Annotated in this window: 11 protein-coding genes; 7 read left to right on the forward strand and 4 right to left on the reverse strand. The window is 68.1% G+C overall.

From position 1 onward, the window contains the following. Positions 1-172 precede the first annotated feature (172 nt). The gene (locus A3OM_RS0118805; RefSeq protein ID WP_018045327.1) at positions 173-1,315 is read left to right on the forward strand and encodes a type II asparaginase; all 1,143 of its coding nucleotides are present in this window, start codon (positions 173-175) and stop codon (positions 1,313-1,315) included. A gap of 22 nt (positions 1,316-1,337) precedes the next feature. Here A3OM_RS0118805 and A3OM_RS0118810 read toward each other — a convergent pair whose 3' ends face one another. Next, on the reverse strand, positions 1,338-2,258 hold the full coding sequence (locus A3OM_RS0118810) for a bestrophin family protein (protein ID WP_018045328.1): 921 nt from the start codon (positions 2,256-2,258) through the stop codon (positions 1,338-1,340). Positions 2,259-2,870: 612 nt separating this feature from the next. Between A3OM_RS0118810 and A3OM_RS0118815 the strand changes: the two genes are divergently transcribed. Both A3OM_RS0118815 and A3OM_RS24330 read left to right on the forward strand, forming a co-directional pair. After that, positions 2,871-4,847, forward strand: coding sequence for an acyl CoA:acetate/3-ketoacid CoA transferase (locus A3OM_RS0118815; RefSeq protein WP_018045329.1), 1,977 nt, complete (start codon positions 2,871-2,873; stop codon positions 4,845-4,847). Between the two features lie 200 nt (positions 4,848-5,047). After that, a complete protein-coding gene (locus A3OM_RS24330) occupies positions 5,048-6,034 on the forward strand; it encodes a M10 family metallopeptidase C-terminal domain-containing protein (protein WP_245257805.1) in 987 nt (328 codons plus the stop codon). A 13-nt stretch (positions 6,035-6,047) separates the two neighbouring features. On the opposite strand, the gene A3OM_RS0118825 is transcribed toward A3OM_RS24330, so the two are convergent. Beyond that, positions 6,048-7,364: a UDP-glucose/GDP-mannose dehydrogenase family protein gene (locus A3OM_RS0118825; protein ID WP_018045331.1), complete on the reverse strand. Its 1,317-nt coding sequence runs from the start codon at positions 7,362-7,364 to the stop codon at positions 6,048-6,050. A gap of 262 nt (positions 7,365-7,626) precedes the next feature. On the opposite strand from A3OM_RS0118825, the gene A3OM_RS0118830 reads away from it, so the two are divergent. The 4 genes from A3OM_RS0118830 to A3OM_RS0118845 all read left to right on the forward strand — a co-directional run bounded on the left by A3OM_RS0118830 (position 7,627) and on the right by A3OM_RS0118845 (position 10,919). Beyond that, positions 7,627-8,724 (forward strand): iron ABC transporter substrate-binding protein, encoded by a 1,098-nt coding sequence (locus A3OM_RS0118830; RefSeq protein ID WP_018045332.1) that lies wholly within the window; start codon positions 7,627-7,629, stop codon positions 8,722-8,724. After that, on the forward strand, positions 8,721-9,761 hold the full coding sequence (locus A3OM_RS0118835; protein WP_018045333.1) for an iron ABC transporter permease: 1,041 nt from the start codon (positions 8,721-8,723) through the stop codon (positions 9,759-9,761). Before A3OM_RS0118830 ends, A3OM_RS0118835 begins: the two co-directional genes overlap by 4 nt. Further along, positions 9,758-10,531, forward strand: a complete 774-nt coding sequence (locus A3OM_RS0118840) for an ABC transporter ATP-binding protein (RefSeq protein ID WP_018045334.1) — start codon at positions 9,758-9,760, stop codon at positions 10,529-10,531. The genes A3OM_RS0118835 and A3OM_RS0118840 overlap by 4 nt, the downstream gene beginning before the upstream one ends. A 67-nt stretch (positions 10,532-10,598) precedes the next feature. After that, positions 10,599-10,919 carry a hypothetical protein gene (locus A3OM_RS0118845; protein WP_018045335.1) on the forward strand — a complete coding sequence of 107 codons (321 nt, stop codon included), beginning with the start codon at positions 10,599-10,601 and terminating at the stop codon, positions 10,917-10,919. 30 nt (positions 10,920-10,949) lie between these two features. Here the strand turns inward: A3OM_RS0118845 and A3OM_RS0118850 are convergent, their stop codons facing one another. Both A3OM_RS0118850 and A3OM_RS0118855 read right to left on the reverse strand, forming a co-directional pair. Then, positions 10,950-12,125 (reverse strand): MFS transporter, encoded by a 1,176-nt coding sequence (locus A3OM_RS0118850; RefSeq protein ID WP_018045336.1) that lies wholly within the window; start codon positions 12,123-12,125, stop codon positions 10,950-10,952. A 103-nt stretch (positions 12,126-12,228) separates the two neighbouring features. Beyond that, complete coding sequence (locus A3OM_RS0118855) at positions 12,229-13,149, reverse strand: ADP-ribosylglycohydrolase family protein (RefSeq protein ID WP_018045337.1); 921 nt, start codon at positions 13,147-13,149, stop codon at positions 12,229-12,231. Between the last annotated feature and the right edge of the window lie 19 nt (positions 13,150-13,168).

Genomic DNA, 13,168 nt, shown 5'->3' on the forward strand with positions numbered 1-13,168 from the left:
GATGCCACGCGATCGCGCGAGCCGCGCGACGCAGCCGGCCCAAGCGCACCCTCCCTGTTACGAACGGGGCGGATTGATGCACGAACAGCCTGTGACCGCCCCCTTTTTGGCCTGTGCCTCGGCGGAGGGAGCGGCCACAATGCGGGGATCAAGCCCGTGACAGGATACCACGATGCAGCTCGCCCCTTCAGCCTCCCGCTCCCGCGCTCTTCCGATGGCCATCGCCCTGGCCTTCGGCCTCGGCCTGCCCCTGGCACCGGTCTCGGGTTCGGCGCTCGAAGGCCCGGCTCCGGCCAAACCGGGTGAGGCCACGGCGGCGGCGGCGGCCAAGCCCCGTGTCGTCATCGTGGCCACCGGCGGCACCATCGCCGGCGCCGGTGCGGATGCCGCCAACAGCGCCACCTACCAGGCGGCCAAGGTCCCGGTGGACAAGCTCATCGCCGCCGTGCCCGCCATCGCCCAGATCGCCGAGGTGCGCGGAGAGCAGGCCTTCCAGATCGCGTCGGAGAGCTTCACCAACGCCCAGTTGATCCAGCTCGCCAAGCAGGTCTCGGCCCTGGTCAAACGCGACGACGTCGATGGGGTGGTCATCACCCATGGTACCGACACCGTGGAGGAGACCGCCTATTTCCTCGACCTCGTTGTGAAGACCGACAAGCCCATCGTCATGGTCGCTTCCATGCGCCCCTCCACCGCGATCTCGGCGGACGGCGCCCTCAATCTCCTCGACGCCGTGGTGGTCGCCGGCGCGAAGGATTCCCGCGCCAAGGGCGTGCTCCTCACCATGAACGACGAGATCCAGGCCGGACGCGACAGCACCAAGCGCGTGAACATCAAGCCCTCCGCCTTTTTCAGCCAGTGGGGGCCGCTCGGCATGGTGGTGGAGGGCAAGACCTACTGGTTCCGCGCACCGGTGAAGCGCCACGGCACGACCTCCGAGTTCGACATCGAGACGATCGACTCCCTGCCGGACGTCGCCATCGTCTACGGCTCGGGCAACATGCACCCCGAACCCTACACCTCGGCCGTGGCCGGCGGCGCGAAGGCCATCATCCATGCCGGCACCGGCAACGGCTCGGTGGCGGGCTACCTCGTCGACACCCTGAAGGACATCCGCTCCAAGGGGGTGCAGATCATCCGTTCGTCCCGCGTCGGCGACGGCTTCGTCCTGCGCAATGCCGAGCAGCCGGACGACAAGTACGATTGGGTCGTCGCCCACGACCTCAACCCGCAGAAGGCCAAGATCCTCGCCGCCGTCGCCCTGACGAAGACGCAGGACACCAAGGAGCTGCAGCGGATCTTCTGGGAATACTGAGCGGATCGCCCCGACCATCGCCTCAGCGCAGGAGGAAACCCTCCGGCGCGAGGGGCGGCGGCGCGGGCTCACCGAGTGCGTCGCGGACGATCCCCTCCACCACGCGGACGAGGGCATCGAGGGGCAAATCGTTGGGTTCGGTGCCGAACGGATCCTCCAGTTCGTCCCCCAGGGCATCGAGGCCGAAGAAGGTATAGGCGACGAGCGCCGTCACGAGCGGCGTCACCCAGCCCAGGGTGCCCGCGAGCCCGAAGGGCAGGAGCAGACAGTAGATCCAGGCCGTGCGGTACAGGAGCAGGGTGTAGGCGAAGGGGAGCGGTGTGCTCTGGATGCGCTCGCAGACGATCTGAACCTGGCCGAGGGCGGCGATCTTCTGCTCCACGAGGCCGAACAGGATGTCGGAGACGGCGCCCTCGCGCCGGGCCCGCCCGAGATCGGCCAATTGGTGGACGAGCACCGCCTCGGCCGGACTGGGCCGGGCGTGCAGATCCGCCGCCTCCGCCTCGGGGAGCCACGGGATGGCGGCCGCCGCCTCGTCGGCACGGCGCATTTGCGCGTGCAGGGCGAGGGCGAAGGCCATGACGCGCCTCAGCGTCCGCGCGCGAAGGGCGCGATGCTGCTCCTCGGGCAGGAGCGCGGCCAGGAGGCGGGCAAAGGAGCGCGCTTCGAGGATCAGCGTTCCCCAGGCTTTGCGCGCCTCCCACCAACGGTCATAGCAGGCCCCGTTGCGGAAACTCAGGAAGATCGAGAGTGCCAACCCGACCAGCGTGAAGGGGCCGATGCCGGCACTCATCGGGAAGGGATGAGGCCATGCCCGCTCCACCGCGACGACTGCAATGGCAGCCGCGGTGATGAAACTCACCTTCAGCGCCACCCTCGGCAGGATCGAGCCCTGAAGCGTGAACAGCACCGCCATCAGGTTTGGACGCGAACGGACGATCATGGTGGTTCGAGGTTCCGTTGATGGGATCGAGGGCCGCGCGAAAGGACCGCCCGGACGAGCCCGCGTCACCGCGCGTTCGACGACACGACAGTCCGAGCAGGCTCGCACCGGCAAGCCGACGCGTCCCTCGCTCAGTCCTTTCGAGCGTCGCTGGTTCCAGGATGCAAGACCGATGGACGACTTTCACGAGGTCTGCCCGCCATGAACGCCATCGATCCACGGCGCACCGCGCCCGATCTCGCCGCTTGGTTGGAAAACCGGAAATGAAGATCGGCACGGAGCGCTCGGCAGCGGTGGAACGCAGAATGTTGAATATTGTCGACGTTCCCGCACCGCAAAAGTCTTCGTGCCGCTCAACCAAGAGCGGACAATTGCGCAAAATCCTCGCGAACCGCCGGAAAGGCCGGATATCGGGGGGCGAGAACCAACCAATCCGCTGCAGTGCAACAAGACATTCGCACCGCTACTACCCCTAGACCGGCCCCTTGCGGAAACTGGACCGTATCTTTACGCTATGGGCGCCAAACAAGACTTCCGCACTCCCGACACTATGCAAGATATCACTTGTGTTAGGGACGGGACGGGGGAGGCGCTCCGAGGATAGACCGGTCGATGAAGAAAAATAAGGTGATCACGGCCGAGGAGGCGATCGCCCTCATCCGGCACGACGACGTCGTCACCACCACGGGGTTCGTCCAGAGCTGCATCCCGGAGGCGCTTCATGCCGCCCTGGAGAAGCGCTTCGTCGACACGGGCGCCCCGCGCGGCCTCACCCTGATCATGACCGCCGGCGCCGGCGACAGCAAAGGCCTCGGCACCGGCCGCCTCCACCATGAGGGCCTGCTGAAGCGCGTCATCGCCGCCAATTTCGGCCGCATGCCGAAGGTGGCCAAGGCGGCCCAGGACAACAAGATCGTCGGCTACAACCTGCCCCAGGGCGTGATCTCGCAGCTCTACCGCGCCTGCGCCGCCGGCCAGCCCGGCCTCTTTTCCAAAGTGGGCCTGCACACCTATGTCGATCCGCGCCATGGCGGCGCCCGCGTCAACCAAGTGACGACGGACGAGATCGTCAAGCTCGTGGAGGTCGATGGCGAGGAGTGGCTGTTCTACACCGCCACCAAGATCGACGTCGCCTTCATCCGCGGCACCTCGGCGGACCCGGCCGGCAACATCTCCTTCGAGAAGGAGGCGCTCACCCTCGACTGCCTGGCCCAGGCCATGGCGGCGCGCAACAATGGCGGCATCGTCATCGCGCAGGTGGAGCGCATCGTCGATGACGGCTTCCTGCTGCCCAAGGACGTGCGGGTGCCGGGCATCCTCGTCGATTGCGTGGTGCTGGCCGAGCCCGAGATGCACCGCATGAATTACGGCGTGCAGCACGATGCGGCGCTCGCCGGCCAGATCCGCGTGCCGGTGAGCGGCATGAAGAAGATGAAGCTCGACGCCCGCAAGATCATCGCCCGCCGCGCGGCCTTCGAATTACCGCCGAACGGCGTGGTCAATCTCGGTGTCGGCGCCCCCGAGGGCATCTCGGCGGTGGCCAACGAGGAGAAGGTGACGCCCTACATCACCCTCACCACGGAAGCCGGTGCCGTGGGCGGCGTGCTCGCGTCCGGGTCGAGCTTCGGCGCGGCGACGAATGCCGATTGCGTCATCGACCAGAACCAGATGTTCGACTTCTACGATGGCGGCGGCCTCGACATGACCTGCCTCGGCATGGCCGAGTGCGACCAGCACGGCAACGTCAACACCAGCGCGTTCGGCGGCAAGCTCAACGGTTGCGGCGGCTTCATCAACATCAGCCAGAACGCGCGAAGCGTGGTCTTCGCCGGCACCTTCACCGTGGGCGGCCTGGAGACCACGATCGAGGACGGCAAGCTCAAGATCGTCACCGAGGGGCGCTCGCAGAAGTTCCTGCCGCAGGTGGAGCAGATCACCTTCAGCGGCCCCTACGCACAGAAGCGCTCGCAGCCGGTGATCTACGTCACCGAGCGCTGCGTCTTCCAACTCACCGACGAAGGTCTCGAACTCATCGAGGTGGCGCCCGGCATCGATATCGAGCGCGATATCCTGCCCCATATGGGTTTCACACCGATCATCAAGCACCCGGCGCAGATGGATGCCCGACTGTTCCGGGACGAGCCGATGGAGTTGCTCTCGGATCTCCTCAACCTCAACCTGCCGGAACGGGTCAGCTACGACGCCGAGCGCAACATCCTCTTCCTCAACCTCGAAGGCTGGCACGCCCGCATCAAGAGCGACATCGACGACCTGCGCAAGGTTCTGGTCGATGCCTGCAAGAAGGCCGGCCAGCGGGTCAATTCGGTGGTCAACCATGACGGATTCCGCATCAATGAGAACCTGTACGACGATTACGCCAGCATGATCCAATACCTGTCGGCGAACTATTACCTCACCACCACGCGCTACGCGACGAGCGCCTTCCTGCGCCTCAAGATGGAAGAAGCGCTGAACAATCGTGGCCTCGCCCCGCACGTCTTCGAGCGCAAGGAAGACGCCCACGCCTTCCTCGACGGCATGGACCGCAAGGTGCGCCGGGCCTCCACCGCCATCGACGCGGCGGCGTGAGACACGCCGGCTCTGGGCAAGGCTCGGAGACGGCGTACCGTTGGGGATGAACTGCAGCATCATCCTGCGGCGTCCGACGGCTCCGCCCACAGGGCGGATGCTCGGCCTTAAGCCTTTCTCAGGTTTCGGTTGCAATCACATCATCGACACCGCCCGCTCCTCTTGGGGAGCGGGCGAACACGGTGATGGAGAGTGCGTGCGTGGTAACGATCAAATCCTCGCTGCCCTTGGATACGCATACGATCGACATCTATTCATATGACGATCAGGTCAGCACTTCCCATCAGGTCGAGACGGGTTTTCGCGCCTCGCTGAGCGAGGACATCTTCTTCGACATCGTCGGGTCCGGGTTCTCCTACGATTCCGGCCCCTACCCCGTCACGGGCGTGACGAACGGCATCACCCTGTCTTTCGGCGCCAGCACCCTCGTAGAGATCCAGGGTCTGGCGATCACGGCCGAGCAGGCCCTCATCTATCGCGAGCAGGATGCCGCGAGCGTTCGGGTCGCGATTCTGTCGGGCGATGATACCATCACCGGATCGAAATACGCAGATCTCCTCGACGGTTATGCCGGCGCGGATTCGATGACCGGTGGCGGTGGCGACGACGTCTACATCGTCGACGATGCCGGGGACCGCGTGTTCGAGCGGCCAATGGCGGGCACAGACCGCCTCGAGGCCTCCATCTCGTTCTCCCTCGGCAAGCAATTCATCGAGAACCTGACCCTGACGGGGAACGCAGCCATCAACGGTACCGGCAACACGCTCGACAACGTGCTCCTCGGCAACGATGCGGCGAACAAGCTCAAGGGTGGCGGAGGCGGCGACATTCTCGTCGGCGGCGCGGGGAAGGATACGCTCACGGGCGGCGTCGGTAACGACACTTTCGCTTTCCAGGCCATCTCGGACAGCCCCACCGGCAAGAGCTACGACACGATCACGGATTTCGCTTCGGGCCAGGACCGGATCGACCTCTCCGCGATCCAGGCGGTGACCGGTGCCGAGGGCGACCAGAGCTTCACCTTCATCAGCAATGCCGCCCTCGCCCGAGCCGGGGACCTGCATATGCGGGTGTCCGGAAGCTCCACCTTCCTCGAAGGCGATGTCGACGGGAACGGGCGGGCGGATTTCCAGATCCTGCTGAAGACCATCGTCGGCGATCTTCAGGCGAGCGACTTCATCCTCTGATCCCGCGGGAGGCTCACGCCTCCGGCGTCGGAACGCCGATGCCGACATAGTGGAAGCCGTGGCGAGCTACGTCCTCGCCCCGGTAGACGTTGCGCAGGTCCACCACCACCCGGGCGGCCATGCTCTCGGCGAGCAACGCCCAGTCGAGGGCGCGGAAGGCGTTCCACTCGGTGACGATGACGAGGGCGTCCGCCCCTTCGGCGCAGGAATAGGGGTCGTCGGCATAGGCGATGTCCGGCATCAGGTGCTTCGCGCCCTCCATCCCCTCCGGGTCGTGCGCGCGGACGCGGGCGCCGGCATCCTGCAGGCCGGCGACGATGGAGAGGGACGGCGCGTCGCGCATGTCGTCGGTATTCGGCTTGAAGGTGAGGCCCAGCAGCGCGATGGTCTTGCCCCGCACCGAGCCGCCGCAGGCGGTGACGATCTTGCGCGCCATGGCCCGCTTGCGCTGGTCATTGACGGCGACCACCGCCTCCACCAGCCGGATCGGCGTGCCGCAATCCTGGGCGGTCTTCACCAGCGCCAAGGTATCCTTCGGGAAGCAGGAGCCGCCATAGCCCGGCCCGGCATGCAGGAACTTCGAGCCGATGCGGTTGTCGAGGCCGATGCCGCGGGCGACCTCCTGCACATTGGCGCCGACCTGCTCGCAGAGATCGGCGATCTCGTTGATGAAGGTGATCTTGGTGGCGAGGAACGCGTTGGCGGCGTATTTCGTCAGTTCGGCCGTGCGCCGGCCGGTGACGAGGATCGGCGCCTGGTTGAGATAGAGCGGGCGGTAGACCTCGTTCATCACGTTGGCCGCGCGGGCGTCGTCGGCCCCGATGACGATGCGGTCGGGCCGCTTGAAATCGCCGATCGCCGCGCCTTCGCGCAGGAATTCGGGGTTCGACACCACGGCGAAATCCGCATCGGGCCGCACTTCGCGGATGATGCGCTCGACCTCGTCGCCGGTGCCGACGGGAACGGTGGATTTGGTTACCACCACCGTATAGCCGGTGAGCGCGGCGGCGATGTCGCGCGCCGCCGCATAGACGTAGGAGAGATCGGCGAAGCCGTCGCCCCGCCGGGACGGCGTGCCCACCGCGATGAACACCGTGTCGGCGGCGGCCACCGCGCTCGTCAGGTCGGTGGTGAAGGTCAGGCGGTTCTGGCGGACATTGTCGGCCACTAGCGTGTTGAGGCCCGGTTCGAAGATCGGGATGCGCCCCTGCTCGAGCGCTTCGATCTTGGCCGGATCGTTGTCGACGCAACAGACCGTGTGGCCGAAATCGGCGAAGCACGCACCGGAGACCAGGCCGACATACCCCGCGCCGATCATCGCGATCTTCATCAGGCTCTCTCCTCGGCCGCCTCGATCAGGCGTCTCGACCAACCGTCTCTCGCCGCCGGCGGTGACAGATCCATGACGGACCGGGAGGATGGCCGACCATCACGTCGGCAGGTCCCGAAGCCTCCACCTCCGCCGGGCGGATCGGTAGGCCGGGGCTGTATAGCAGCCCCCTGCGGATGACAAACGAGAGGGTACGGCGGCCTCGGTTCCGGGCGCGTGCGCCACGGAGCGCCGCGCCCGTCGCCATGATACGATCCAGGCCATGATCCTTCGCTTCATCCCGCCGGCCACCGCCCGGAACCACGTTCCGTCCCGTGCTTTGAAGGCGCTCGTGGCGGTCGCGATAACTCTGGCGGGCATCGCCCTCTCCGTGGAGGCGGCTTTTGCCCGCCCGTTCGTCGATGCGGCCGGGCGAACGGTGGAGGTGCCGGAGCGTGCGCGCCGCATCCTCGCCGCCGGTCCGCCGGCCTCGGTCCTGCTCTACACCCTGGCCCCAGAGACCATGATCGGCTGGGTCCGCGCCCCCTCCCCCGACGAGGCCGCCTTCCTGACGCCGGAGACGCGTGACCTGCCCGCCTACGGCCGGCTGACGGGCAAGGGCAACACCGCCAATGTCGAGGCCGTGTTGACCCTGAAGCCGGATCTCATCATCGACGTGGGCAGCACGGCGCCGACCTATGTCTCCCTCGCCGACCGGGTTCAGGCCCAGACGGGCATTCCGTACATTCTCCTCGACGGCGCCATCGACCGCACGTCCGAGACCTATGCCAAGCTCGGGGAACTCATCGGCGTCCCGGAGCGCGCCAGCGATCTCGCTACCCATGCGGAGGCGATGATCGCCGAGGTGAAGGGCCGGATCGCCTCGGTCCCCGCCAACCGGCGGCCGCGCGTCTATTACGCTCGCGGGCCACGCGGATTGGAGACGGGGGTTTCGGGCTCGATCAATACCGAGATCCTCGACCTGTCCGGCGCTCGCAATGTCGCGGAGGGCGGGGGCGCAGCGGGACTCACCACGATCTCGCCGGAACAGGTTCTCGCCTGGGATCCCGACGCCATCGTCACCCTCGATCCCGCCTTCCACAGGGCCATATCCACCGATCCGCTCTGGAGCACGCTGCGGGCCGTGCGGGCCGGCCGGGTCTACCAGACACCGCGCCTGCCCTTCGGCTGGTTCGACTCCCCACCGGGGATCAACCGCCTGATCGGCCTGCGCTGGCTCGCGGCCCGGCTGTATCCGGACCTGTTCCCCGAGCCGATGGAGGGCATCACGCGCGATTTCTACAGGCGCTTCTACCATGTGGACCTCGACGCGGCGCAGCTGGACACCCTGCTGAAGGATGCAGGGGCCGCACGCCCGTGACAGCCTCCTCCCTCGCCGCCCGGCCTGCCTTGCGCCTCGCCGTGGCGGGCGTGCTCCCGCTTCTCGCGCTGCTGCTCCTCGTTCTCGTCTCCCTGGCGACGGGCAAGTACGCCGTGCCCATCGCCGACGTGGCGCGCATCCTCTGGGCGAAGCTGCTTGGGCTCTCCTCCTCCATGGATCCGACCGCGCAGATCGTGGTGCTGCAGGTGCGCCTGCCGCGCGTGGCGGCGAGCCTCGTCGTCGGCGCGGCCCTCGCCGCGTCGGGCTCGACCTACCAGGGCCTGTTTCGCAACCCCCTGGTCTCGCCCGACATCCTCGGGGTCTCGGCCGGCGCGAGCCTCGGTGCCGTCCTCGGCATCTTCCTCTCGCTCCCCGTCGGCGCGATCCAGCTCCTCGCTTTTGCCGGGGGAATGCTCGCCGTGGGCGCGGTCTATGCGGTGGGCCTCGCGGTGCGGCGGCACGATCCGGTGCTCACCCTGGTGCTGGCCGGCGTCGCCATCGGGGCCGTCCTCGGCTCAGCGATCTCACTGCTGAAGGTGCTGGCCGACCCCTACAACCAGCTGCCCGCCATCACCTATTGGCTGCTCGGCAGCCTCGCTTCCGTCACTCTCGGCGATGTCGGCGCGATCCTGCCGGCGATGGTTCTCGGCCTGCTGCCCCTCGTCCTGTTCGCCTGGCGGATGAACCTCATGAGTCTCGGTGAGGAAGAGGCCAGGGCGCTGGGCGTCGAGACGCGCGTGCTGCGCCCGCTCTTCATCGCCGCCGCGACCCTGGTGACCGCCGCCGCCGTCTCCGTCACCGGCGTGATCGGCTGGATCGGCCTCATCATCCCGCATGTGGCCCGGCTGATCGTCGGGCCGGACTTCCGCCGCCTGCTTCCGGCCTCCCTCCTGATGGGGGCGGGCTATCTCCTGGCGGTGGATCTCGTCGCCCGCACCGTCGCACCGATCGAGGTGCCGCTGGGCATCCTCACCGCGCTCATAGGCGCACCGTTCTTCCTCTGGCTCCTGGCCACCGCGAAGGGGGGCTGGGCTTGAGCCTGGAAGTCCAGAACCTCGCCTTCGGCTACGGCACGAAGCCCCTCGGCGTGGGCATCGGCTTCACCTTGAAGGCGGGCGAGGTGCTCGGCCTTCTGGGTCCGAATGGCGGCGGCAAGACCACCCTGTTCAAGACCCTCCTCGGCCTGCTCCCCGCGAAAGCCGGGCGGATCACCCTCGACGGCGAGGATGTGACCACCTGGTCGCGGGCGCGGTTCGCGCGCAGCGTCGCCTACGTGCCCCAGGCCCATGCCGCCTTCTTTCCTTTCCGCGTGCAGGACGTGGTGCTGATGGGCCGGGCGAGCCGCCTCGGTGCCTTCGCCGCCCCCGGCAGTGCGGACGAGGCGATCGCCCTCGAGGCGCTCGCCACCCTCGGCATCCGGCATCTGTCCGAGCGGCGTTACACGGAGATCAGCGGGGGCGAGCGCCAGCTCGTCCTCATCGCCAGGGCGCTAGCGGGAGAACCCCGCTTCCTCGTCATGGACGAGCCCACCGCCAGCCTCGATTTCGGCAATCAGGCCCGCGTCCTCGACCAGGTGCGGCGCCTCAAGGAACGCGGCATGGGCATCGTTCTCTCGACCCACGACCCGGATCACGCCTTCCTTTGCGACACGGTCGCACTCCTGCACGAGGGCCGGCTCCTGGCACTCGGCAGACCGGAGGAGGCCGTCACGCCCGAGACCCTGCGCCTCCTCTACGGCATCGACGTCGCCATCGTCCCCCTGCCGGGCAGCGGACGCTTCGTCTGCACGCCGATCCTGCCCCGCTGACGCGGCACGCCGGCACCCGCCCGCGCGTTGCCGTGCCGATGAGCGTCGATGAGGGAACGGAGACCGGATGCCAGCGCTGGAGACCCCCGACGGCCGCTACATCGTCGTCAAGGGACGGCTCTGGCGGCGCACCGATCCGAACTTGAGCGAAGAGAAGCGGGAGCATCTGGTCGAGGCCCTGATGGATGCCCGACGCGCGGTGAAGGAGGCCAAGCGCTCGGGCGACGAGGCCGACATGAAGCGCGCCCGCGCGGCGGTCGACGCCGCCAAGCACGGTCTGGGCGAACGCGGCCCCGTCTGGTGGACGGACGGCGCCCCCGACCAGAACCGCCGCATGGTCGCGAACACGACCTATGCCGAGTGGTATGCGGGGCTCCCGGAGACGTAGGCGGCCTCCCCCGACGATGGGCGCGTGATCCTACCGCGAGAGCAGCTTCCCGGTGAGACTGCCGACACCCAGAATCACGATGGCGCAGAGTGCGAGCGCGGTGAACTGGCCGAGTCCCTGAAGCGCCGCGCCGAGGATCGCCACGCCCAGAGCCTGTCCGCAGAAGAACGAGAAGGCGTGGAGGGAGACGGCCGAGGCGCGGGCCGTGGGCGCGACCTCGGTCACCTGCACCTGGAAGGTGTTGTGGAGCATGTAGAAGCCGAGGCCCAGCGCCACGAGGGCCGCGCAATCCACCTGCCAGCTTCCCGCGCTGCCGATGACGAGGAGGGCGCCGGCGCAGATGGCGCCTCCGCCGACCAGCATCCGGCGCATCCCGAGGAAACGCAGGAGGAGGGCGACGAAGGCCGAGTAGAGCAAACCACCGGCGGCGAAGCCCGCCAGCGCCAGTCCGGCCTCGCGGGGGCCGCCCTCCCCGCGTGCCTCGATGAGCGGCGCGAGATGGGGAAAGATGCCGAACACCGCGATCGCCTCGATGAACACGGCGGCGAACAGCACCCGCGCACGGGGAATGGCGACGATGGTGCGGTAGCGCGCCACCGCCTCGCCCAGCGCGAAGCGCTTGGGTGCCGCGCCGGCCGCCCATTCGAAGCCGAGGATCGCCGCAGCGCAGCCGACCGCCGCGATGGCCGCCGTGATGGCGAAGACGCCCTTCCAGCCGACATCGGCCTCGATCAGACCGGCGAAGGTCGAGCCGGACAATTGCCCGAGGATGACGGCGACCAGGAAACGGCCGATGGCGACCTGTCGGCGCTCCAGCGGGATCCTGTCGCCCATGAGGGCCAGCGCCAGCGGGATGACGCCGCCCGCCGCCGCGCCCGCGAGCACGCGCAGCCCGAACAGTACGGTGAGATCCGCCGAGAGCGCGCATCCGGCGAGCGCCAAAGTGAGGATGCCGAGACAGACGGCGATGACCCGTTCCTTGCCCAGCGAATCCCCCACCGGCCCGAGGATCGGCTGGATCAGGGCGTAGGGCAGCGCGAAGGCCGTCGACAGCAAAGCGACCGTATGCGGATCGCTGCGCAGATCGCGGGCGAGGACGCCGACGAGGGGCTCGATGGCGCGCCCGGCGAAGGTACTGGCAAAGCCGGCCACGGCCAGGATCACGATGAGCCGCGTGGTCGAGAAGGCCGTTGGCGCTGCGGTCATTCACACCCTCGAAACGGGGACGATCCGGTCGGCCCTCGCGCGAGCGTCCACAGGGGTGTGTTTCATACGCGGATCATGACGGCAACGCGCGATGCGCCCGGGATCAGGCTTTCGCCACCAGGGCGTCGGCGAGATCGACGATCCGCTCGCGCCAGGCCAGGGGCCGGAGCCAGCGTTCGGGGATCGCCGAGGCGCCGTAGAGGGCGCCCGCGAGCTGGCCGGTGACGGCGCCGACCGTATCGGCGTCCTCGCCCAGGTTGACGGCCAGGATCAGCGCGTCCTCGAAGGTCTCGGTGCTGCCGACCGCCCAGAGGGCCGCCTCCAGCGTGTGGATCACGTAGCCGGACGAACGGATCCCGGCCCGTGTCTTCCCGCGCCATGAGCCACGGGCGATCGCCCCGATGGCCGATGTGGCGGAGCCGCCGACGGTGCGCGGACGCAGGATATCCGCCTCGCCGAGAATCGCACCACGGAGGAGCTGGACTAAATAGGTGCAGGCCTCGACGGCCTCCGGCGCGCCGTGGGTGGTCCGGCTCTGCGCCTCGGCGATCCGTTCGGCCTCGCGGGGATCGCGCAGAGTGACGAGGGCGACGGGGGCGAGCCGCATCAGAGAGCCGTTGCCGGCGGTGTCCGGATCGGTGGAGCCGGACTCGGCTCGGGCGGTCTCGACGAACCGGGCCAGGGCGTCCCGCGTCGTCAGGCCGATATCGAAACAGGCGCCGGTGCAGGAATAGGCGCCCTGTTTCCACCACGCGACGAAACGGGTGGCGAGGTCGTAGGGGTCGAAAGGTCCGGCCTGAAGCAGGCTCTCGGCAAGCGCCAGAGCCATGCTGGTATCGTCGGTCCATTGACCGGGCTCAAGATCGAACGGGCCGCCGCCGGTCATCTCGGTGTGATGCGGAAGCGTATCCCGGCGGCTGAATTCCAGGGTGGTGCCGAGGGCGTCGCCGATCGCGAGGCCGAGGAAAGCGCCGCGGGCGCGGTCGCGGAGAGCGGGTGAGTGCGTCGGATCGGGCAAGGTCACGCGGAGGCTCCGTTGGCTC

The sequence above is a fragment of the Methylobacterium sp. 88A genome (assembly GCF_000376345.1).
Classification (GTDB): domain Bacteria; phylum Pseudomonadota; class Alphaproteobacteria; order Rhizobiales; family Beijerinckiaceae; genus Methylobacterium; species Methylobacterium bullatum.